Source organism: Veillonella sp. LMAG:90 (assembly GCF_008679445.1).
Classification (GTDB): domain Bacteria; phylum Bacillota; class Negativicutes; order Veillonellales; family Veillonellaceae; genus Veillonella_A.
In genome coordinates, this window is sequence record NZ_NAND01000001.1 from 568,576 (window position 1) to 587,837 (window position 19,262).

General features: G+C 41.5%; 17 protein-coding genes and 3 pseudogenes. 12 read left to right on the forward strand and 8 right to left on the reverse strand.

The window, feature by feature from the left end:
- Positions 1-93 precede the first annotated feature (93 nt).
- Together potE and CCC71_RS02470 are read left to right on the forward strand one after the other, a co-directional pair.
- Positions 94-1,422, forward strand: a complete 1,329-nt coding sequence (gene potE, locus CCC71_RS02465; protein ID WP_021840164.1) for a putrescine-ornithine antiporter — start codon at positions 94-96, stop codon at positions 1,420-1,422.
- 244 nt (positions 1,423-1,666) lie between these two features.
- Positions 1,667-2,572 (forward strand): LysR family transcriptional regulator, encoded by a 906-nt coding sequence (locus CCC71_RS02470; protein ID WP_021840163.1) that lies wholly within the window; start codon positions 1,667-1,669, stop codon positions 2,570-2,572.
- Between the two features lie 396 nt (positions 2,573-2,968).
- On the opposite strand, the gene CCC71_RS02475 is transcribed toward CCC71_RS02470, so the two are convergent.
- The gene (locus CCC71_RS02475; RefSeq protein ID WP_296332791.1) at positions 2,969-4,135 is read right to left on the reverse strand and encodes an ISL3 family transposase; all 1,167 of its coding nucleotides are present in this window, start codon (positions 4,133-4,135) and stop codon (positions 2,969-2,971) included.
- A 215-nt stretch (positions 4,136-4,350) separates the two neighbouring features.
- On the reverse strand, positions 4,351-4,707 hold the full coding sequence (locus CCC71_RS02480; RefSeq protein ID WP_021840437.1) for a winged helix-turn-helix transcriptional regulator: 357 nt from the start codon (positions 4,705-4,707) through the stop codon (positions 4,351-4,353).
- A 140-nt stretch (positions 4,708-4,847) separates the two neighbouring features.
- Between CCC71_RS02480 and CCC71_RS02485 the strand changes: the two genes are divergently transcribed.
- Genes CCC71_RS02485 through CCC71_RS02500 form a run of 4 tightly spaced genes read left to right on the forward strand, consistent with a single transcriptional unit; the run spans position 4,848 to position 7,769 of the window.
- Positions 4,848-5,879, forward strand: coding sequence for an NADH:flavin oxidoreductase (locus CCC71_RS02485; RefSeq protein WP_021840438.1), 1,032 nt, complete (start codon positions 4,848-4,850; stop codon positions 5,877-5,879).
- Complete coding sequence (locus CCC71_RS02490) at positions 5,876-6,745, forward strand: alpha/beta hydrolase (RefSeq protein WP_296332793.1); 870 nt, start codon at positions 5,876-5,878, stop codon at positions 6,743-6,745. Before CCC71_RS02485 ends, CCC71_RS02490 begins: the two co-directional genes overlap by 4 nt.
- Complete coding sequence (locus CCC71_RS02495) at positions 6,745-7,104, forward strand: tautomerase family protein (protein ID WP_021840440.1); 360 nt, start codon at positions 6,745-6,747, stop codon at positions 7,102-7,104. Before CCC71_RS02490 ends, CCC71_RS02495 begins: the two co-directional genes overlap by 1 nt.
- Before the next feature lie 8 nt (positions 7,105-7,112).
- Positions 7,113-7,769, forward strand: coding sequence for a DsbA family protein (locus tag CCC71_RS02500; protein ID WP_247239914.1), 657 nt, complete (start codon positions 7,113-7,115; stop codon positions 7,767-7,769).
- Between the two features lie 75 nt (positions 7,770-7,844).
- Here CCC71_RS02500 and CCC71_RS10915 read toward each other — a convergent pair.
- Positions 7,845-8,018: pseudogene (locus tag CCC71_RS10915) on the reverse strand (DapH/DapD/GlmU-related protein); the annotation flags it as partial.
- Positions 8,019-8,252: 234 nt separating this feature from the next.
- A pseudogene (locus CCC71_RS10920) lies at positions 8,253-8,411 on the reverse strand (maltose acetyltransferase domain-containing protein); the annotation flags it as partial.
- A gap of 229 nt (positions 8,412-8,640) precedes the next feature.
- Between CCC71_RS10920 and CCC71_RS02510 the strand changes: the two are divergent.
- Complete coding sequence (locus CCC71_RS02510; protein WP_296332799.1) at positions 8,641-9,963, forward strand: helix-turn-helix domain-containing protein; 1,323 nt, start codon at positions 8,641-8,643, stop codon at positions 9,961-9,963.
- 117 nt (positions 9,964-10,080) lie between these two features.
- Positions 10,081-10,578 carry a hypothetical protein gene (locus CCC71_RS02515; RefSeq protein WP_021840444.1) on the forward strand — a complete coding sequence of 166 codons (498 nt, stop codon included), beginning with the start codon at positions 10,081-10,083 and terminating at the stop codon, positions 10,576-10,578.
- A gap of 125 nt (positions 10,579-10,703) precedes the next feature.
- Here CCC71_RS02515 and CCC71_RS02520 read toward each other — a convergent pair whose 3' ends face one another.
- The 4 genes from CCC71_RS02520 to fusA all read right to left on the reverse strand — a co-directional run bounded on the left by CCC71_RS02520 (position 10,704) and on the right by fusA (position 15,540).
- On the reverse strand, positions 10,704-11,816 hold the full coding sequence (locus CCC71_RS02520) for an IS1249 family transposase (protein WP_296333589.1): 1,113 nt from the start codon (positions 11,814-11,816) through the stop codon (positions 10,704-10,706).
- 190 nt (positions 11,817-12,006) lie between these two features.
- The gene (locus tag CCC71_RS02525; protein ID WP_296332802.1) at positions 12,007-12,687 is read right to left on the reverse strand and encodes a DMT family transporter; all 681 of its coding nucleotides are present in this window, start codon (positions 12,685-12,687) and stop codon (positions 12,007-12,009) included.
- Between the two features lie 133 nt (positions 12,688-12,820).
- Complete coding sequence (locus CCC71_RS02530) at positions 12,821-13,294, reverse strand: NanQ anomerase/TabA/YiaL family protein (protein WP_164726524.1); 474 nt, start codon at positions 13,292-13,294, stop codon at positions 12,821-12,823.
- Between the two features lie 173 nt (positions 13,295-13,467).
- On the reverse strand, positions 13,468-15,540 hold the full coding sequence (gene fusA / locus CCC71_RS02535) for an elongation factor G (protein ID WP_295262707.1): 2,073 nt from the start codon (positions 15,538-15,540) through the stop codon (positions 13,468-13,470).
- Between the two features lie 254 nt (positions 15,541-15,794).
- Here fusA and CCC71_RS02540 point away from each other — a divergent pair, with 254 nt between their 5' ends.
- The 4 genes and pseudogenes from CCC71_RS02540 (at position 15,795) to CCC71_RS02555 (ending at position 19,213) form a co-directional block, all read left to right on the forward strand.
- The gene (locus CCC71_RS02540) at positions 15,795-17,168 is read left to right on the forward strand and encodes an amino acid permease (RefSeq protein WP_021840804.1); all 1,374 of its coding nucleotides are present in this window, start codon (positions 15,795-15,797) and stop codon (positions 17,166-17,168) included.
- Between the two features lie 234 nt (positions 17,169-17,402).
- Positions 17,403-18,515, forward strand: a complete 1,113-nt coding sequence (locus CCC71_RS02545; RefSeq protein ID WP_296333593.1) for an IS1249 family transposase — start codon at positions 17,403-17,405, stop codon at positions 18,513-18,515.
- Positions 18,516-18,557: 42 nt separating this feature from the next.
- Positions 18,558-18,782 (forward strand): annotated as a pseudogene (locus CCC71_RS02550) (EamA family transporter); the annotation flags it as partial.
- 107 nt (positions 18,783-18,889) lie between these two features.
- Positions 18,890-19,213 (forward strand): ArsR/SmtB family transcription factor, encoded by a 324-nt coding sequence (locus CCC71_RS02555; protein ID WP_021840800.1) that lies wholly within the window; start codon positions 18,890-18,892, stop codon positions 19,211-19,213.
- The last annotated feature ends 49 nt before the right edge of the window (positions 19,214-19,262 follow it).

The window sequence follows — 19,262 nt, forward strand, 5'->3', positions numbered from 1 at the left end:
CACATCCACGCACAACCGCAAGGACTGGTATCGATAGCGGTCACTGATTATTAAGTTGTAGATGTTGAGCTACATTAGAAAGGGGATTGATACATGAAAACCACCGCTAAAAAAATGTCTGTATTCCAGCTTACGACCCTCGTTGCAGCAAATATGATGGGTGCTGGGATTATTATGTTGCCTACTAAACTTGCAGAAGTAGGAACTATTTCCGTTTTGTCTTGGCTGATTACAGCCGTAGGGTCCTTAGTATTGGCCCACATTTTCGCACAGTGCGGCATGTTCACAACGAAAACCGGTGGACTTGGCGGCTATGCAGAGTATTCTTTCGGCAGAACCGGACATTTTATGGCAAACTATGCTTATGCCATTTCACTTGTAATTGCAAACGTAGCGATTGCGATTTCCGCAGTAGGCTACGCAGCTGTTTTATTTAATTTAACCTTGACGCCGGTACAGATGAGTTTAGCCACTATCGTGCTTCTTTGGTTAGCTGCCGTTCTTAACTTCGGCGGTAATGCCAAAACCGGTCGTATAAGTAATATCACTGTTTGGGGGGCTATCATCCCTGTATTGTTCATCAGCGTATTCGGCTGGTTCTGGTTTGACCCAAATATGTACACAGCTGTATGGAATCCGAACCAACTGCCTTTCTTTGATGCAGTTAGCGAATCCATCGCATTAACTCTTTGGGGTTTCTTGGGCTTTGAGTCCGCAGCAGCTAACATGGATGCTGTAGAAAATCCAAAGAAAAACGTACCAATTGCAACATTCTTTGGCACATTAGCAGTAGCGGTGATTTATGTATTGTCTACTAATATTATGGCAGGGATTGTACCAAATGTTGATTTATTGAACTCAACGGCACCATTCGGTATGGTGTTCGCGCAGATGTTCAATGAAACTGTTGGCCAGATTGTTATGGCTGCTATGGTAATCTCTTGCTGCGGTGCTATCCTTTGCTGGCAGTTCACTTTATCTCGTGTGTTCAAAAGCTCTGCCGATGCAGGCTTGTTCCCTAAAGTATTCAGCCGTGTAAACAAAGCTGACGCACCTGTACGTGGTTTGTTGATTCTCTTGACGATTCAGTCTCTCTTGGCCTTCATGACCATGAACGAATCCTTGAGCCGTCAGTTTGAAAACCTCGTTAACTTGGCAGTAGTTACGAATGTATTCCCTTACATTCTCTGCTGTATTGCTGTTAATAAATTATTAAAAGTTGAAGGTGCTTCCAAATTCACTCGTCGCAGCATTTTCGGTTTGAGCATCGTAGCGATTGCTTACTCCGTATACGCAATTTATGCGTCCGGTGAAGGCCCTATGATCGGCGGTACGATTGCTATTATTATCGGCTACATTGTTTACCAATTGGCCTTCAATATTGTGCCTCGTGCTCTTCGTTCCAAACGTAGTGTGGCTTAATCAGCCCAGACGTAGCGTGGCTTAATCAACCGAAATGTAGCGTAATCAACTGACCTATACGGACTGCAAACACTTCCGAGTGCTTGCAGTCCTTTTTGTTTTGCTTTATAGTAAGAATAGAGGTTTGAAGACTAAAAATTTAGCACTAAAGATTCAGGCATATTCTGCTATAAATTTGTAAAAATAGATATTTTTTAGTTAAAAAGCTTTTGACTTGAAGTGAAATATAGAGGTAAGAGGATATATGACTTTATTACAGTTAAAATACATTGTAACCGTGGCCAAGCAAGGGTCCATTAATAAGGCGGCGAAAGAATTATTCATCGCTCAGCCGAGCTTGACGGCGGCTATTAAGGAATTGGAGCAGGAATTGGGGATTACCATTTTCTCCCGCACCAATAAGGGCGTCATCGTTTCAACGGAAGGGGAAGAGTTCCTCGGCTATGCCCGTCAGGTAATTGAGCAGACAAATCTGATTGAAGAAAAATATTTCGGACAAACGCCGGTTAAGCATCAATTTTGCGTATCTACGCAGCATTATTCGTTTGCTGTGGAAGCCTTCGTAGATGTTTTAAAAGCCTATGGTGGCGATGAATATGATTTCCGTATTCGTGAAACACAGACCTATGAAATTATTGAAGACGTAGCGCGACTTCGCAGTGAAATCGGTATTTTGTACCTTAATGAGTTCAATGAAACGGTTTTACGCAAAGAGTTTAAACGACATGATTTAACCTTCCATCCATTGTTTACGGCAAGGCCTCATGTATTTATAAGCTCTTTTAGCCCTTTGGCATCTAAAGAGAAGGTTACCTTGGAGGATTTGGCACCGTTTCCACGACTTTCCTACGAACAGGGGGAGCATAATTCCTTCTATTTTTCAGAAGAAATTTTGAGCACCTGTGACAGTGCCAAAGATATTGTGGTGTGTGATAGAGCGACATTGTTTAATCTCTTAATCGGGCTTGACGGTTATACGATTTGTTCCGGTATTATCAGTGAGAAACTGAACGGCCCTAATATTTTGGCTACTCCGCTTGATGTGGATGAAAAAATTGAAATCGGCTATATTTTGCATAATAAGGTAGCGGCCGGTAAATATTGTCGCAATTATATTGAAGCACTTAAAAAGAATACGCAAAGTGTTTGATCAGGACACAAACCGTAACGGTTAGATATAGGTTTAAACTATAGCTAACCGTTTTCTGTATATATTAGCCACAGAAGACAAAAGAACGTATAATGATTTCAGTCAAGGGAAGTTCAACAGTCATTGAACTGTTAAAGAGAGAGAGTTACGAGGGGACTTTGAGTGAGCAGAGAGCGTAACTACAAGAGAGATACGGGCGGGGTGAGAGCCGCCGGTAAATAAAAAGTTGCTTGGTGGGGTGAGAGCCACGGGCAACGGGGACTTTTAATTAAATAGTATCCGTGTTTTAACATGGATCGGGGGAATTATACAGAAGACGGTTATATCGGTAAATTTTACCGACATAACCGTCTTCTGTTTTTGGGCTCTTTGTCAAATTTTGGGGCGCTAAAGAGTCTATGCACTTTGAGGAAGGACATGCGACGTAACTGTTGCGTGTCCTTTTCTTGCATTGATGAATAAAATCCGGTTACGGAAGTAGTGGAAGTTCCGTATCCCAAAAGAGCAACGTTTTAAAACTTTAATTTTGTTATTGCAACCCTCGGTAAAGCCATTTGAATATGGTAAGGTTAAGGCATTAATAATTTCGTCGCTCCAAGAGGAGAACGTTTTTAAGAGGGATTGAAATTCAGGTAGTTCAGAGTCAAAAACTAATGAAAGCCATTCATTTATGGACCTTAGAATATCGGGCCTCCGTTTAAATTTCAACACTGTATGGAAGGCATATTTTAGCATATAGGCACGGTGTAATCTCGATGAATAGTGAAACATATCCATAAGTTTTGCATATTCATTGTCAGTTAAATCCTTAAAATGTTTAGTCAATATTCGCTTATTCGTTTTGAAGGTTCGGCTTGCATTAGTTAAGGTATTTTGCTCAGCTTTACGCACTCGCTCAAGGGCAAAGGTCACCAGCCGGATTAAGTGGAATCTGTCAGCAACAATATGAGCTTTAGGGAAGCATTGCTTCATGACGGAGCGGAATTGGAGGGACATGTCCATTGTGATGTATTTTACGTTGTTTCGTACGTGTCTTGGGAATTGCAAAAAGTACTGTATTAACTTGACCGTATCTCGTTTAGGCAGAATATCCAGTATTTTATGGTCATTAGGATCGGTAAGGATGACCTGGTATTTTTGGCCGGCTGCATTGCCTTTAAATTCGTCAATAGATAATACCGCAGGTAATGTCTTGGGTCGGCTATAGTTAATTTCCTTAAAAATGCGAATAACTTGAGTTACGCTAATATGACAATATCTAGCAACTGCTGTTAGAGATTTTACCTCTGACAATTCAGTAATGACCACTTCTCGTAGTCGGGGCGTAGTCCTAAGATAGCGTGTAGAGAATTCTGTTTTTTCATTAAACGTGCGTCCGCAAGTGCAGCTATACCGGCGTTGACGATAGATAAGGCGAATCGGCTTTTCATTGGTTGTAGTGTGGCGGATTGTGCGATGTGTGTAGCCTTTTATACGAGTTGTTTCCTTATGGCAATTAGGACAAACATGAGGTTTTACCGGTACCATCACATGTAATACATATTCTTCTGAAGTTTCTCTCATATTTTGGATATGTGAATCTTTTATTCCGAGCATTTTTCCTATATAATTAAGACTAGACATATTGAATAAACATCCTTTCGTTAATTGTTAGCACCTTTATTGTATCGGATTTTATTCAATATGTCTTTTTTGTGCAAAAAAAGTAGGCGCCAAGAGGACACGCAACTAGCGTTTCTCTTTAGCGCCCCAAAATAAATTATAGAACCTGTTTTTGTTTATTCTTTTTCGTTCATCTGGGATTCGCCCCAATCATATATGGATTGGAGGGCGGGCATCAATAGCTTGCCCCGTTCCGCAATTGAATACTCAACGGTTGGTGGAATGGTATTGTACTGTTTTCTTGATATCAGCCTATCTTGTTCCAATTCGCGCAAACATTTGGTTAGCATTGTGGCGGTAATGCCGACAACTTTTCGCTCCAGTTCCTTATAGCGAAGTGTTTGGTTTTCGGCGTCGCATATATACCAAAGAATGGGAAGTTTCCATTTTTGGCCGATTATCTCCATGGCATACAGGATGGGACAATCGGTGTCGTAAATGTTTTTATCTTTAGGTAGTGGTTTTTGTGTCATAGAGCCTCCATAGTATACTTTTTATATTGACGAAGAAAAAACATCCTTCTTGTTTTTATGTTGTAAATAATTATAATGTAGATATAGAGAAAAATCAATGTGATTTAATATAATTCATAATACTAAGGAGTGTGAAATTAATGAAAAGTCTTTTTAATACAATTGAATTAAAAAATTTGAAAGCAAAAAATCGTTTGGTTCGTTCCGCTACTTGGGAAGGTTTAGCTAATCGCGACGGCAGTGTGACGGAAAAAGCGTATGAGATTTATGATGAGTTGGCCAAAGGTGGTGTTGGTATCATTATTACCGGGTTTACCAGCGTGGCCGCCAATGATTACTATTTTGACGGGATGATGCGGTTATCCGATGATGCCTTGATTCCGCAATATAAGACACTTACCGACGTAATCCATGCCCAAGATGTGCCGGTGATTACCCAGTTAGCCCTTGGTGCCTATTATCGTGAAACGAACGGTCGCTTTGAGCAGGTTGAACCGGATAATATGACGATAGAAGAGATTCATATGGTGCGCGACCAATTTATTGAAGCCGGTGTCCGTGCGGCTAAAGCGGGCTTTGACGGTGTGCAAATTCATGTGGCCCATTTCTTCTTTTTGAGTCGTTTTGTATCGCCTGCTGTCAATCACAGAACGGATGAATATGGTGGCAGTATTGCCAATCGTACCCGCTTGGTGGTGGAAATCATTAACGGTATTCGTGAAAAAGCGCCACAATTGCATATTACGGCAAAAATTAACAGCAGTGACTTTACCTATGGCGGTTTGGATGAAGCTGAAAGCTTGGTTATGTGCCGCTTACTGGCCGACGCCGGTATCGATTCTATCGAGGTAAGTGGTAATGGTACGTCCGTGGCCGGTATTCGACCACATAAAAACGAAGCCTATTTCTTGAAATTTGCCGATACATTGGCCAAATCCGTGGATACGCCGATTATTTTGGTCGGTGGTTTACGAAGCCTCGATACAATGGAAGAGATACTAAATAAAACTAAAATAGAAATGATTTCTTTGTCTCGCCCCCTTTTGCGAGAACCGGATTTACCCAATAAAATGAAAAGCGGTGAAGCTCTAGAGGCGAAGTGTATTTCCTGTAATGCTTGTTACGCCTCATCCTTCCATCAGTGTATTTTTAGAAAGAGTGATAATGTATGAAGTTTCGTTTGGATGTGCCGACGAAGCGCGGTGTGGTTCTAAACGGCGTTCTTTTCCGTCAAGAAGAGAAGCGGACGTCAGATACTGTGATGATTGCCATCACAGGTATTCACGGTAATTTTTATTCCAATCCGTTTTATTATAATATCGGGGATACCCTTAATAGTGGAAACATTGATTTTATCTATGCCCAGACAAATGATGCATTCGGTGAAATTCCTACCGTCAATGTGAAGACGGGCAAAGAGGAACTTATCGGCTCGTGGAATGAGCGTTTTGCCTATCCGGATGAAGATATTGATGCTTATCTGACCTTTGCGGAGAACGCCGGTTATAAGCATATCATTTTGGCCGGCCACTCCTTGGGAGCCAATAAGGTTATCTATTATCTGTCGCGCCATCATGATGAGCGCGTAGAACGGTTCTTTTTACTGTCGCCCGCTAACCTGACGTATATGATGTCGGGTGTTACAGACTATGAAAAACGATTGATTAAAGACCAAGTTGAGCGTGGTGATGGAGATAAACGATTGCCGTTTCCGTTTATGGGCTGGGTAGAATGTATCGCTCATACGGCGTGGGATTGGCAATTTTCAGGATTACTCAATAATGTGCATACCTCGCCGAAGGGTGTTTTTTCACAAGCCGCGAAGCTTACTCATACGGGGGCGTTACTTGTGGGCACCTATGATAATTTTACGGATGGCGATCCGTCGGAGTTTTTACGCAATTTGAATAATCATATGCCAACGGCTGCAGAAAATAAGTTGATTTTTATTGAAAAAACCGGTCATACCTATCAGATGAAACATCAGGAAGTTGCCGACCGTATTCTGGAACAGCTACAAGAATGGAGGGAGCAGTAATGCCGTTTGTAATGGCGAAAGTTAATACACCTGTCAGTCGTGAACAGGAGACAGTTATTAAATCGCGCATGGGCAAAGCTATTGAGCGTGTGCCGGGGTTGAATGAAAATTACTTATTGTTTGGTCTCGAAGCCAATCAGTCACTTTATCTTCGCGGTGACGGACAGCAGAAAATTGCCTATATAGAAGCCAGCCTTTTCGGTAATGAAGCTCATGTCGGCTTTAGTGACTTCGGCGCCGAGATGACGGCTGCCTTTCAGGACGTTCTCGATATTCCGACAGAAAATATTTATATAAAATTTTATGATATTAAGGCGTGGTCGGTGGGTGGTCAGTTTATCGACCGTAACCGATACTGATGAATACTATGAAAAAGATTATCCTTATAACTTTTACGGATCCGATGATGGGTCTTTCCTATGAGCAAGAGCCGGTTTATGAAAAATTGGCTAACCATTTCGGCGAAGAGCTTGTTTTTAAGTATGTAATGAGTGGGCTGGTGCGCGATGTGGCCGATTTTATGTTGCCGCAAGAATTGGCGTTGCCGGCTGAAGACGGGATTCGCGTATATAATAAGCGGTTGGCACAGATTTATAAAAGCGAGGAAAGCATTGGTGGGCTACCCATTAATATGGAGGGGTTTCACCTCTTTGATGCGGACCACCGGTCATCCTATCCGCTGTGCATTGCCTACAAGGCCGCTCAGCTTTGTGACCCCGTGAAGGCTGATGAGTTTTTGCTTCGCTTGCGACGGGCGACGATTGTCGAGACCCGACAGACTACGCGAATCGATGAGTTAGTAGCGGTAGCTAAGGCGTCCGATTTAGATACAGATGAATTTCTTCGCTATTTTGAAAACGGCAGTGCCGCCAAGGCCTTTGAAGAAGATCTCCGCTTGCGACACGCTTTGAATATTCACAGTTTGCCAACCTGTCTTATTGAATATGGTGAAAAGGCGGCACTTGTGAATGGGCTTGCCAATTATGAAGAATTTGTAAATATCATAGAACGCATGAAAGCGTGATTGAATATAAAATGCTAAATGCCGCATCGGGTTCGATGCGGCATTTTTGATGCATAAAATTAAATTTTTATCTGTCTATTGGTCTTCTTCCGGCAATTCTTTAATTACACGAGCCGGTACACCGCCGGCTACGGTATTAGACGGCACGTCTTTGGTTACTACGGCTCCGGCGGCGATGACAGCTTTATCGCCGATAGTTACACCGGGAAGAATTGTTACATTACCACCAATCCATACATCATTACCGATGGTTACCGGTGTGGCCACAGCCATGTGATTGCGTCGTTCGCTGGCTTTTAGTGGGTGATTGACCGTGATAATAAGTGCGTTCGGCCCAATCATAACATTATCGCCAATGGTAACAGGCGCAATATCCAGAATAACACCGTTGAAATTAATCAGAAAATTGTCACCGACAAAAATGTTTTTGCCGTTATCACAGACAAAGCGAGGCAATATTACCGGATTTTTGCCGACTTTACCAAATAAATTGCGGATTACGGTCTCACGAGCTTCATAGTCTGCGGCACTGATGGAGTTTAACTCTTCACAACCTTTTACGGCATTTAGTTTAAGAGCGTCTACTTCGGGATCCATAAAATTATAAGGCAAACCGGCGTTTAATTTTTCAAGTTCAGTCATATGTCCTCCTTTTGTTGTGCGTTAGCATTGAAAATTAACGATAGGATTTTTCAAAAATAGTTAAATAATCTTCGGCCGAGAGTGGTAACGGATTGGCTGTACCCACAGTATAATCGGCTTACGTCATACTGACGACGGTAAAACGTAAGATATATAGTGGCAAATCTTAAGATTGATGATATACTAAAAAGAAGATTACGAAGAACTAGAAAGGTATTATGCATCTGTTATGGCAAAAAAGCGCAAGGATAAAGATAAATTGAAGAAAGCTAAGAAGAAGCTTTCCAAGAAGACGGATAATAAAAAGAAGAAAAAATCTAAGAAGAAACAAAATAAAAAACAAAATAAAAAACTTCAGGATAAGAAGGTAAAAAAGAATAAGCAGAAGTCAGTATCCGTGAAAGGGAATATAGCTACTAAAGAGGAAACATCTGAAACAGAAATGTCTAAATTAGACACGCTGAAAGTCGGGTCAGCAAAGAAAACTGTGTTGGCAACGGCTATGGCAAAAGATGATGCGGCAGTGGTAGTCAAACAAGAAACTCCTGAATCAATAAAGGGAGAATCCACTACTACGAATGAAGATACTACCTCAGCGGAACAGCAAGAGCTCAATGAGGCGTTTACTCAATTGGGCAATGCTTTTATTACCGAACACTGGCCAAAGCTTAGATCATCCGGGGACACGCATCCGGAGCGAGCCTATCAATGGCCGGGCAAAGAAGACGAAACCATCATGATTTGCGTTTTTAAAGGTCAGCATATTGAAGAGGCCTTTCATCGTCATGACTTCTTTTTCTTAAACTTTGCCTATCAAGGTGATTATGGGGCACTTAGTTATACGAAGGATAACTATATTAAAGTTAAGGAAAATGAATGCTATATCGGGCAGCCCTATACGGGTTATGCGCTTCAAGGGGACAGTAAGGAAGAGATTATAATTATCGGCGTCTTGATTCAAAAAGAAACGTTCTTTAAGACGTTCTTTCCGATTTTGGCGGCTGATCAGAAGGTATTTAATTTCTTCTTGGAGCCGCAGAATAATGAATTTTCTGAAAACTTTATTCATCTGCACTTTCAAAAGCCTCACTATGTGCGTCGTTTGTTGGAATTAATGGTGCTTGAATTTGCCACAGTACAAGAGGACACACAGGCTATTTTGCAGTCCCTCGTGGCGGCCCTACTATTAGGTGTGGCTCGTGAACAGAAAGCGCAACAACAGGTGACAGATGGCGTTAATTCGAGCAGTCTCATCGATCAGATTATGCAATATATCAGCACCCATGTAGCTTCTGTTTCGTTGAAACAAATGGCCGCTGATTTGGCGTATCATCCGAATTATATTTCCAATTTGATTCGCCAGGAAACGGGCCAGTCCTTCAGTGAAATTGTGACGGCCCATCGCATGGATAGAGCAGCGTCACTGCTTCGAGGTACTGATTTGTCGGTTGAAATGATTGCCGGTATGCTGGGATACAGTAATACCAGTAATTTTTATAAGGCATTTAAAAGACACTTTAATACCTCGCCTCGAGCGTATATTAATAGCTAATATTTAGGTGAGAAGGATAATTTTAAAATGCGTAGAAATATAGTAATATGGATTAATCATTTGGATTAATTTGTATTGCTATATTTTTTTAGGGGGAATGTAGTAAAGGGGGCTTATATGGGAAAGAATAGGTTTTTTGATTTAGAGGGGCATATACCGGTATACAATGTAAGAGGGTTATTTATTTGTAAGCTATATAAAGAAATGATTCAAATGTATGCTGAAAGGGCCTATGAATTAACACAACAAGAAGATGTATGTAAAGACTTAAGAAGCAATAATATTCCTCTGGAAATTAATCTTAAAACAATAGGAGAATTGGTCGGTGAGTTAGGGGAATGGTTAGAACGGCAAATGCTGACAATTGTTGATATGAAAGCTTTGGAGGAGGCATTTTTAAGGATTATATTCACGGCTAATTTAATTGACATGCAACTTACTAATATTGAGGAAATGAGTGACGAACTACAGTGGGATTCGGATCGTTTAGCAGATTTTGAGGAAAGAATTGAGCTATTGGCAACTGCTGTTGACCTTTATTTAGATAATTTAAATCGTGCTATAGTACGGAGTAATAAGGCATATAGAAAGCGTATGTATGGCATTGAAGACTAAGATAAATAAAAGAGGATAATATAAAAGAAGCTTTTTGCAATCCATTAAGTTAGACTTTTTGGAAGGTGCAAAAAAGCTTCTTTTGTTTGGCTTATAGGACAAAAAGTGTGTGTGGCTTTTTTAAATTAATCCCAATAAATTGGAAATTCCGTGGACATATGGAACTCATTCCAGACAATGGCATCGCCCCATTGGGGTAAGATATTATCAGGACGGTTATTCCGCATTATCCTACGGTAAGTAGCAGCGATTGTTTTATCTGTAGGCATACATTTTAATATTTCAGCAACAGGAAGCGGTCTAGGTGAGTGCTCGTAACACCACCAATAGACCGCTTTTAATCGTCTTTCTAAGGATAATCCTCTGTGGTCTCGTAACATCCCCCTAAGTTGCGCATTAACGCCTCCTTCCAGTCGATTGTTCGTTGTAGGTACGGTAATATCTACAAACGTCAGGTAGGTAAATAGAGTCTCATCTCTAATTAATCGTAAAAGTCCTGCCTCAGCTTTTAAGAGGCGTTCATGAGTAGCCCTTTTATTCCCATTTTCGTCAACTGTCATTTCACGTAAGAAGTCATCAAACTCTTCTCTCCAAGCTAATAATCCATCAATCCAAGTATAGGCATCATCTATCGATTGAATCTTAAATAAACGCTTTGCTAGTTCATATAAGGCCTTGCCGGCTACTGTTTTTGGTGCAGAAGTTGTATACCTTCTTACTTGTGCAAAAACATGAAATAAGCAGCGTTGATGGTTACTTGTCGGCCACCTCTTTGCTAAGGCCTTAGCAAATCCAGATCCGCCGTCTGAGATAACAACACGCGGAGGAGCAATACGGTCCATTAATGCCTGCCAAGCTCTAGAGTTCTCATATCTACAAACATACCAGCCTAACACATGGTCCTTACTACAACAAATAAGTACACAGAGCTTACGCGTTAGGTATATGCCGTCAAAGTAAAGCACATCATATACTTCCTCAATCTTTGGTGGAAGGCACCATATGGACCAAAATTTAGCGGTTTTACGTCTAAATGTACGTCCTCCTCCAGGCATATCCTGCTGCAACTGTTTACTAAATAACCACTTCAAAAACAACTTTAGATCATGACTATCGGTGTTAATTTTGTTAGTGAAAGCGACTTTACAGTGCTTACAAAACCATCGCTGAGAACCGGATTTCAATATACCGTGTTTTATACATTTTCGACCACAATCAGGGCAAACTACTTGTTTAATATTAATCATCCTCCTATTTATGTTTTTATTTAGGAAGATATAATACCATTTTAGTCAGTAGTTATGTGGGTTCACGCATGTTTTTACACACACTTTTTGTCCACCCTTTATCTTTGTCAAAAAAAGATAAAAGTGCTATAAACCCAGTATCTATATAGGTTTACAGCACTTTTTACACACACTTTTTGTCCTATAACTCAAAAAAAGCAATATATGTCCACATATCCCATTCACCGGGCACATCAAACGGCTTAGCCCAAGGAGTTATGATAATGCCCGAAAACAACATGGCAAAACCGACAATCGGACCCGTGCCGTAACGGCGCAACAACGAAACCGGCTGAACGCTGTAGATAGCTACCGCCACGGCTGAAAGCAAACCCCAAAAGAGGACTTTTTCATCAATACCGGCCAATGACAACTTACCCTGTAACGCAATCATAGCCGTCCCTATGGTGGCCAACACGATGCTTATGGTTTCGCCCCAAGTAGGCAATTTCAAATACCGAATGGCCATATAGAGCACAATAATAATCGGCGCTAAGTACTGTAACACGGTGGCAATGCCCGCACCGGCATAATAAATCGAGCGGAAGTAGGCGTATTGGCATAAGGCCATGCCGAGCAAACCGAACACCAGAACACCAATCACATCTTTTGGCGTTTTAAACACTTCAAAAATCTTACCGTGCCCTTGCCAATATGCGGCCATAACGGTGACAACACCGGAGATTAATAAGCGTACGACCAATAACCATTCCGGCGTGATGCCGCGTTGTTGCTGCAAAAATTGTGATGAGGCGCCCGATAATCCCCATAAAATACCGCCCATGAGCGTCAGGCCGATACCGACTAAAAACTTTCTATCCATATTTTCATCCTTCGAATCAAAGTACTAAAAACGACCGGCCATAAGCCGGTCGTCCTTCATTTACTGCTATTGTAACAAATCGCCAATTGCTTATCAAGCCAATAAGTTAGTGATTACAATCACAAACAGCATATCAAGCCAATAACTTCATAGCTACTTTGACCACAATCTTTAATACTTTGGCAGGCTCATCATTAACGGCGCAGCATGGTCGATGAATGTCTTCCGGGTAGAAAATAACATATGTCCCCGGCGTGGCTAATACAAAGCCTTCATCGGTCACTTCCGAAGCATAAAAATACAAATCTCTGTCCGGATGTGCTTCTGTTACCTTTTCAATGCCATAATCCGGTAAGAAGCCCATCTTTTCTTGCCCATCGATGACGAACTGAACATCTAAATAGTCCTTATGTGATTCAGGTCGCGTATCTGCTATTTTTTTAGTCGTCACTTCTTGCAGCATGGCAAAAATATTGTCACCGTCAATGTCATGACGCCCCAATGGCAGCTGCTTAAAATCCGTAGACTTCAACCAATCGAGTACGCGTACCAACACGGGCGAATACCCGAGACCGTTATAATTTACATTTACATTACCAAATATCACAATATGTCCCTTCTTATCTGTTTAAACGCCTTCTTATTACCAATTAGCTGTAAATTAATGTCTATAAATGGAAGCTCAGCTACTGCTAAGCTTCCATTTATGTATTGAACATTTAATTATAAATCAAGCATTTGTTTATAAATCAAACATTTATTTATAAATCACATAGTATTTTATTCTTCATCAGCGGTACCGTCAAATTTAGCAATGATTGCTTCCGCTGTTTTATGAGGCACTTCCTCATAGGAATTGAATTCCATGTTGAAAACGCCTTGCCCTTGCGTCATGGAGCGCAATACAGTTACATAGTCGAGCATTTCAGCAAACGGTACCTGTGCTTTAACAACTGTAATGCCTTCACGTTCACCCTGTTCCATGCCGAGCACACGACCGCGACGACTGTTCAAATCGCCCATAATATCGCCCATGAAAGCATCCGGTGCAAACACATTTACATTGTAAACAGGTTCCAAGAGTACCGGTTTAGCCTGTGGCACGCCTTTCTTCAATGCTTGCGCAGCGGCTACCTTAAATGCTAATTCCGAGGAGTCAACAGCATGGTAAGAACCGTCTAATAAGGTTACCTTCACACCAATCATAGGATAGCCGGCCAATAAACCTTTTTCCAATGTTTCACGAGCGCCTTTTTCTACAGCCGGAATATACTGCTTAGGTACCGCACCGCCGAAGATTTTATCTACAAATTCAAAATCACTTTCCGTGGATGGCTCAATAGCAATTTTAACATGACCGTACTGACCATGACCGCCGCTTTGTTTCTTATGCTTGCCTTCTACTTCTACATGACCGCGAACCGTTTCACGATATGGAATATACGGTTTTTCCAATTTAGCTTTTACGCCGTATTTACGTTCCATCTTGGTGAGGATATGATCCAAATGAACTTCACCCATGCAACGAACTTGCATCTGACGCCCTTCTACGTCTTTAACAACTACACAAGTCGGATCTTCTTCCGAAATGCGCTGTAATGCACTGGCTAATTTTTCTTCTTCCCCTTTCTTTTCAGGAACCATAGCTACCGTATGGAGCGGTTGTGGGAAGCGAATCTGACGATATTTAACTTTGAAGGCAGGCGTTGCAAAGGTATCACCGGTCTTAGTTACAGCCAATTTAGGAATAACAACGATATCGCCGGCGCGAGCTTCCGTAACCGGAACCTGTTGCTTACCGATGAGGGTATACATTTTACCCCATTTTTCTTCTACGCCTTGGTTCATATTGAGGAGTTTATCCCCTTCTTTTAATTCACCGGAGAATACACGAACAAAGCTCTGTTTGCCGGCAAACGGATCTAAAACGGTCTTAAATACAAAACCGGTAAATGGTTTATCCACATGAACAACGCGTTCTTCGCCTGTCTCAACATCTTCAGCGGTCATAACGCGTTTAGACGCATCCGGCATGTAGCGAATCATACGATCGAGTACTTGGTCCATGCCGATATTATTAGTGGCACTGCCGCACATAACGGCACATACGCGGCCGGTCAACATACCTTCGCGAAGTCCTTGACGAATTTCTTCCAAAGTAAGTTCTTGACCGTCTAAATATTTTTCCAATAAGGTATCGTCACCTTCAGCAGCGGATTCTACCGTTAATTCACGGATTTCTTCTACTTTGGCAGACAATTCTTCCGGTACCGGCACTTCCGTAACCTTGCCGTTTTCATACACATAAGCCGTACGTTTTGCTACGTCAACAACACCTTTAAAATCAGGACCTTCGCCAATTGGAATCTGCAGTGGCATGATGGCTTTGCCGAATAAATCGTGCATTTTTTCAAGAGTGCCGAAGAAGTCGGCCCCTTCCATATCCATTTTGTTAATAAAAGCCATGCGCGGCATCTGCAATTCTACCCCGTAATCCCAAGCGCGAATGGTGTCCACTTCCACACCGGACGTGGCGGAGAGTACCATAAGCATGCCGTCGGAAGCACGCAATGCGGCGCGCACTTCACCATGGAATTCGGAATAACCCGGCGTATCAATGAAATTAATTTTATAATTCTTCCATTCACATGGTGCCATACCAAGCTGAATAGTAACATTACGTTTAATTTCTTCAGGTTCAAAATCCATAATATGTTTGTTGTCTTGCCCTTTACCGACGGATTGAACAGCGCCGCAAGCCAAAAGCAAAGATTCTACCAATGCTGTTTTGCCCGCACCGTCGTGAGATACAACAGCCACATTACGAATTAAATCACTAGCATATTCTTTCATATGAACCGCCTCCTTTAAAGCGCAGAAACGCAATTTACTGTATGTATTCGATGCGACCATATGAAATTCCTTTATATTTATTATACATTTTTCGAAATTATAGTAATTTTTTTAAAATTGTCCCGTAAAATTGTACAAACAGCTTGCCAAAAACGACTATATAACGTAACATTAGAGAATATATATAAGAGGTTCGGCAGCGTAACACGGTAGTTGAGTATTTTTGAAGAGCCGAACATAAAGGGGGATTTTTTATGAGTGAAAAATCAAATCAAGGTCATGACCATAGTATGAAACGTGGTCTCAAAAACCGTCACATGCAGATGATTGCCTTAGGCGCATCGGTAGGTACCGGCCTGTTTTACGGCTCGGCACCGACGATCAAATTGGTAGGACCGGGTATTATTGCATCCTATGCATTGGCAGGCCTTTTTATTTTCTTCGTTATGCGCATGCTCGGTGAAATGGCCGTACGCGAACCGGTATCGGGTTCATTCAGTCATTTTGCCAACAAATATTGGAATGGCTTTATGGGTTACTTGGCCGGCTGGAATTATTGGACCTTATTTATGCTCGCCGGCATGGCGGAACTGGCGGCCATCGCCGTGTACCTCGCCTATTGGTTCCCGGACATTCCGCATTGGCTGACTACGCTCATATGCCTTGTCATCATCACGGCCATTAACTTAATCAACGTTAAGGCCTACGGCGAAGTTGAGTTCTGGGCATCCTTCATCAAAATCGGCGCCATCGTCAGCATGATTCTATTCGGTTTTTACCTTATTTTTACCACCATGGGATCCTTCCCGCATAACTTCCATAACTTATGGGATAACGGCGGTTTCTTCCCGAATGGTTCGTGGGGCTTCCTTTGCTCCTTGGCCGTTGTTATGTTCTCCTTCGGCGGCGTTGACCTCATCGGTATTACAGCGGGCGAAGCGGAAAATCCTGAAAATAGCTTACCAACCGCAATTAATGAATTATTATTGCGTATCTTAATCTTCTACATTGGCACCATGGTTGTGCTTATGTCTTTGGCACCTTGGGATAAAGTTGGTCTTGAAGCCAGCCCATTCGTTCAAATCTTTGAAGAAATCGGTATTCCCGCGGCTTCCAACATTTTGAACCTCGTAGTACTTGTAGCGGCTTTATCTGTATTCAACAGTATTTTATACAGTAACTCCCGTATGCTGTACGGTTTGGCGCAGGCAGGTAATGCACCTAAGATTTTCAGTTACTTAACGGTTCACGGTGTGCCGTTGGCCAGCACCTTATTCTCATCCGGGTTAGCGTTAATCATCGTGTTGACGACCTACCTCTATCCGCAAGCCGGCGAAGTGTTCATGCATCTCTTGGCACTCGTAGTAGCCGGTCTTGTAATCAGCTGGTTTGTCATCATTGCTACGCACATGAAATTCCGCAGTACCTTCATTCGCGAAGGCCGTCTTGATGAATTGAAATTCAAATCACCGCTCTATCCGGTGATTAACTACCTCTGTATTTTATTCTTGTTGGTAGTTGTAGGCGTTATGTATCAAATGGACAGCTTCCGACCATCGGTAATCGCCATTCCATTCTGGATTTTGTTCTTGTATGTAACATATAAGTTAAAAGGTTCTAAAAAATAGGCTTATAGGACAAACATAATTCAAAAATAAAATTAGAGTTATAGGACAAAAAGTGTGTGTAAAAAGTGCTGTAAACCTAGATAGATACTGGGTTTATAGCACTTTTATCTTTTTTTGACAAAGATAAAGGGTGGACAAAAAGTGTGTGTAAAAACATGCGTGAACCCACATAACTACTGACTAAAATGGTATTATATCTTCCTAAATAAAAACATAAATAGGAGGATGATTAATATTAAACAAGTAGTTTGCCCTGATTGTGGTCGAAAATGTATAAAACACGGTATATTGAAATCCGGTTCTCAGCGATGGTTTTGTAAGCACTGTAAAGTCGCTTTCACTAACAATATTAACACCGATAGTCATAATCTAAAGCTGTTTTTGAAATGGTTATTTAGTAAACAGATGCAGCAGGATATGCCTGGAGGCGGGCGTACATTTAGACGTAAAACCGCTAAATTTTGGTCCATATGGTGCCTTCCACCAAAGATTGAGGAAGTATATGATGTGCTTTACTTTGACGGCATATACCTAACGCGTAAGCTCTGTGTACTTATTTGTTGTAGTAAGGACCATGTGTTAGGCTGGTATGTATGTAGATATGAGAACTCTAGAGCTTGGCAAGCATTAATGGACCGTATTGCTCCTCCGCGTGTTGTTATCTCAGATGGCGGATCCGGATTTGCTAAGGCCTTGGCAAAGAGGTGGCCGACAAGTAACCATCAACGTTGTTTATTTCACGTTTTTGCGCAAGTAAGAAGGTATACAACTTCTGCACCAAAAACAATAGCCGGCAAGGCTTTATATGAACTGGCAAAGCGTTTATTTAAGATTCAATCGATAGATGATGCCTATACTTGGATTGATGGATTATTAGCTTGGAGAGAAGAGTTTGATGACTTCTTACGTGAAATGACAGTTGACGAAAATGGGAATAAAAGGGCTACTCATGAACGCCTCTTAAAAGCTGAGGCAGGACTTTTACGATTAATTAGAGATGAGACTCTATTTACCTACCTGACGTTTGTAGATATTACCGTACCTACAACGAACAATCGACTGGAAGGAGGCGTTAATGCGCAACTTAGGGGGATGTTACGAGACCACAGAGGATTATCCTTAGAAAGACGATTAAAAGCGGTCTATTGGTGGTGTTACGAGCACTCACCTAGACCGCTTCCTGTTGCTGAAATATTAAAATGTATGCCTACAGATAAAACAATCGCTGCTACTTACCGTAGGATAATGCGGAATAACCGTCCTGATAATATCTTACCCCAATGGGGCGATGCCATTGTCTGGAATGAGTTCCATATGTCCACGGAATTTCCAATTTATTGGGATTAATTTAAAAAAGCCACACACACTTTTTGTCCTATAAGCCCTTTTTTTAATGTGGTTGTGCTGGGTACGATTATTTCCTTCAATGCCTATTTGGAAGGGGTACGCCGCATTGGTGCCGTAAAAGGTTCCGTATTATCTTCGGTAGAGCCGATTTCGGCAGCCCTACTAGGCTGGGCTTTATTGGGCAGTGAATTTTTAACCACCGATATTATCGGTTTTGTTCTTATACTATCGACAATATTTATTTTGGCTCGAGAGAAAAGTAAATAGTATTGAGTGGATAGTTCCCGATAAATTCGTTTTATCCTGATGATGACACATCGAAATACTTAGATAATATATATTGACATATCTCAAAATTAAGATATAATAAAATTATGAGTAATAAAGAATTACAAGATATTTTTAAAGCACTATCTAATGAAAGCCGCCTAAAAATTTTACAATGGTTAAAAGAACCGTCGAAGCACTTCCCGCCCCAGGGATTTCATATGCCTGAGGAAGACGCGTTTAAAGGAGGAGTCTGTGTAGGGAGTATTCAAGAAAAATTAGGCATTTCGCAATCGGCCGTGTCCCATTATTTAGACCTTATGCAACGGGCCGGATTATTAGAGTCCGCTCGCTTTGGCAAATGGACATATTATCGCCGTAATGAAAAAGTGATAGACAGCTTTAAGGCAGAAATTAATAGTACGCTTTAGATAAAAAGCAGTGTTTGCTGCTTTTTATTTTTTTTGAAATATCTATGCA

Bases quoted from the DNA above. Each gene is read 5' to 3' on its own strand.
- potE (WP_021840164.1), top strand. From the start codon at position 94: ATGAAAACCACCGCTAAAAAAATGTCTGTATTCCAGCTTACGACCCTC.
- CCC71_RS02470 (WP_021840163.1), top strand. From the start codon at position 1,667: ATGACTTTATTACAGTTAAAATACATTGTAACCGTGGCCAAGCAAGGG.
- CCC71_RS02475 (WP_296332791.1), bottom strand. From the start codon at position 4,135: ATGAGAGAAACTTCAGAAGAATATGTATTACATGTGATGGTACCGGTA.
- CCC71_RS02480 (WP_021840437.1), bottom strand. From the start codon at position 4,707: ATGACACAAAAACCACTACCTAAAGATAAAAACATTTACGACACCGAT.
- CCC71_RS02485 (WP_021840438.1), top strand. From the start codon at position 4,848: ATGAAAAGTCTTTTTAATACAATTGAATTAAAAAATTTGAAAGCAAAA.
- CCC71_RS02490 (WP_296332793.1), top strand. From the start codon at position 5,876: ATGAAGTTTCGTTTGGATGTGCCGACGAAGCGCGGTGTGGTTCTAAAC.
- CCC71_RS02495 (WP_021840440.1), top strand. From the start codon at position 6,745: ATGCCGTTTGTAATGGCGAAAGTTAATACACCTGTCAGTCGTGAACAG.
- CCC71_RS02500 (WP_247239914.1), top strand. From the start codon at position 7,113: ATGAAAAAGATTATCCTTATAACTTTTACGGATCCGATGATGGGTCTT.
- CCC71_RS02510 (WP_296332799.1), top strand. From the start codon at position 8,641: ATGGCAAAAAAGCGCAAGGATAAAGATAAATTGAAGAAAGCTAAGAAG.
- CCC71_RS02515 (WP_021840444.1), top strand. From the start codon at position 10,081: ATGGGAAAGAATAGGTTTTTTGATTTAGAGGGGCATATACCGGTATAC.
- CCC71_RS02525 (WP_296332802.1), bottom strand. From the start codon at position 12,687: ATGGATAGAAAGTTTTTAGTCGGTATCGGCCTGACGCTCATGGGCGGT.
- fusA (WP_295262707.1), bottom strand. From the start codon at position 15,540: ATGAAAGAATATGCTAGTGATTTAATTCGTAATGTGGCTGTTGTATCT.
- CCC71_RS02540 (WP_021840804.1), top strand. From the start codon at position 15,795: ATGAGTGAAAAATCAAATCAAGGTCATGACCATAGTATGAAACGTGGT.
- CCC71_RS02555 (WP_021840800.1), top strand. From the start codon at position 18,890: ATGAGTAATAAAGAATTACAAGATATTTTTAAAGCACTATCTAATGAA.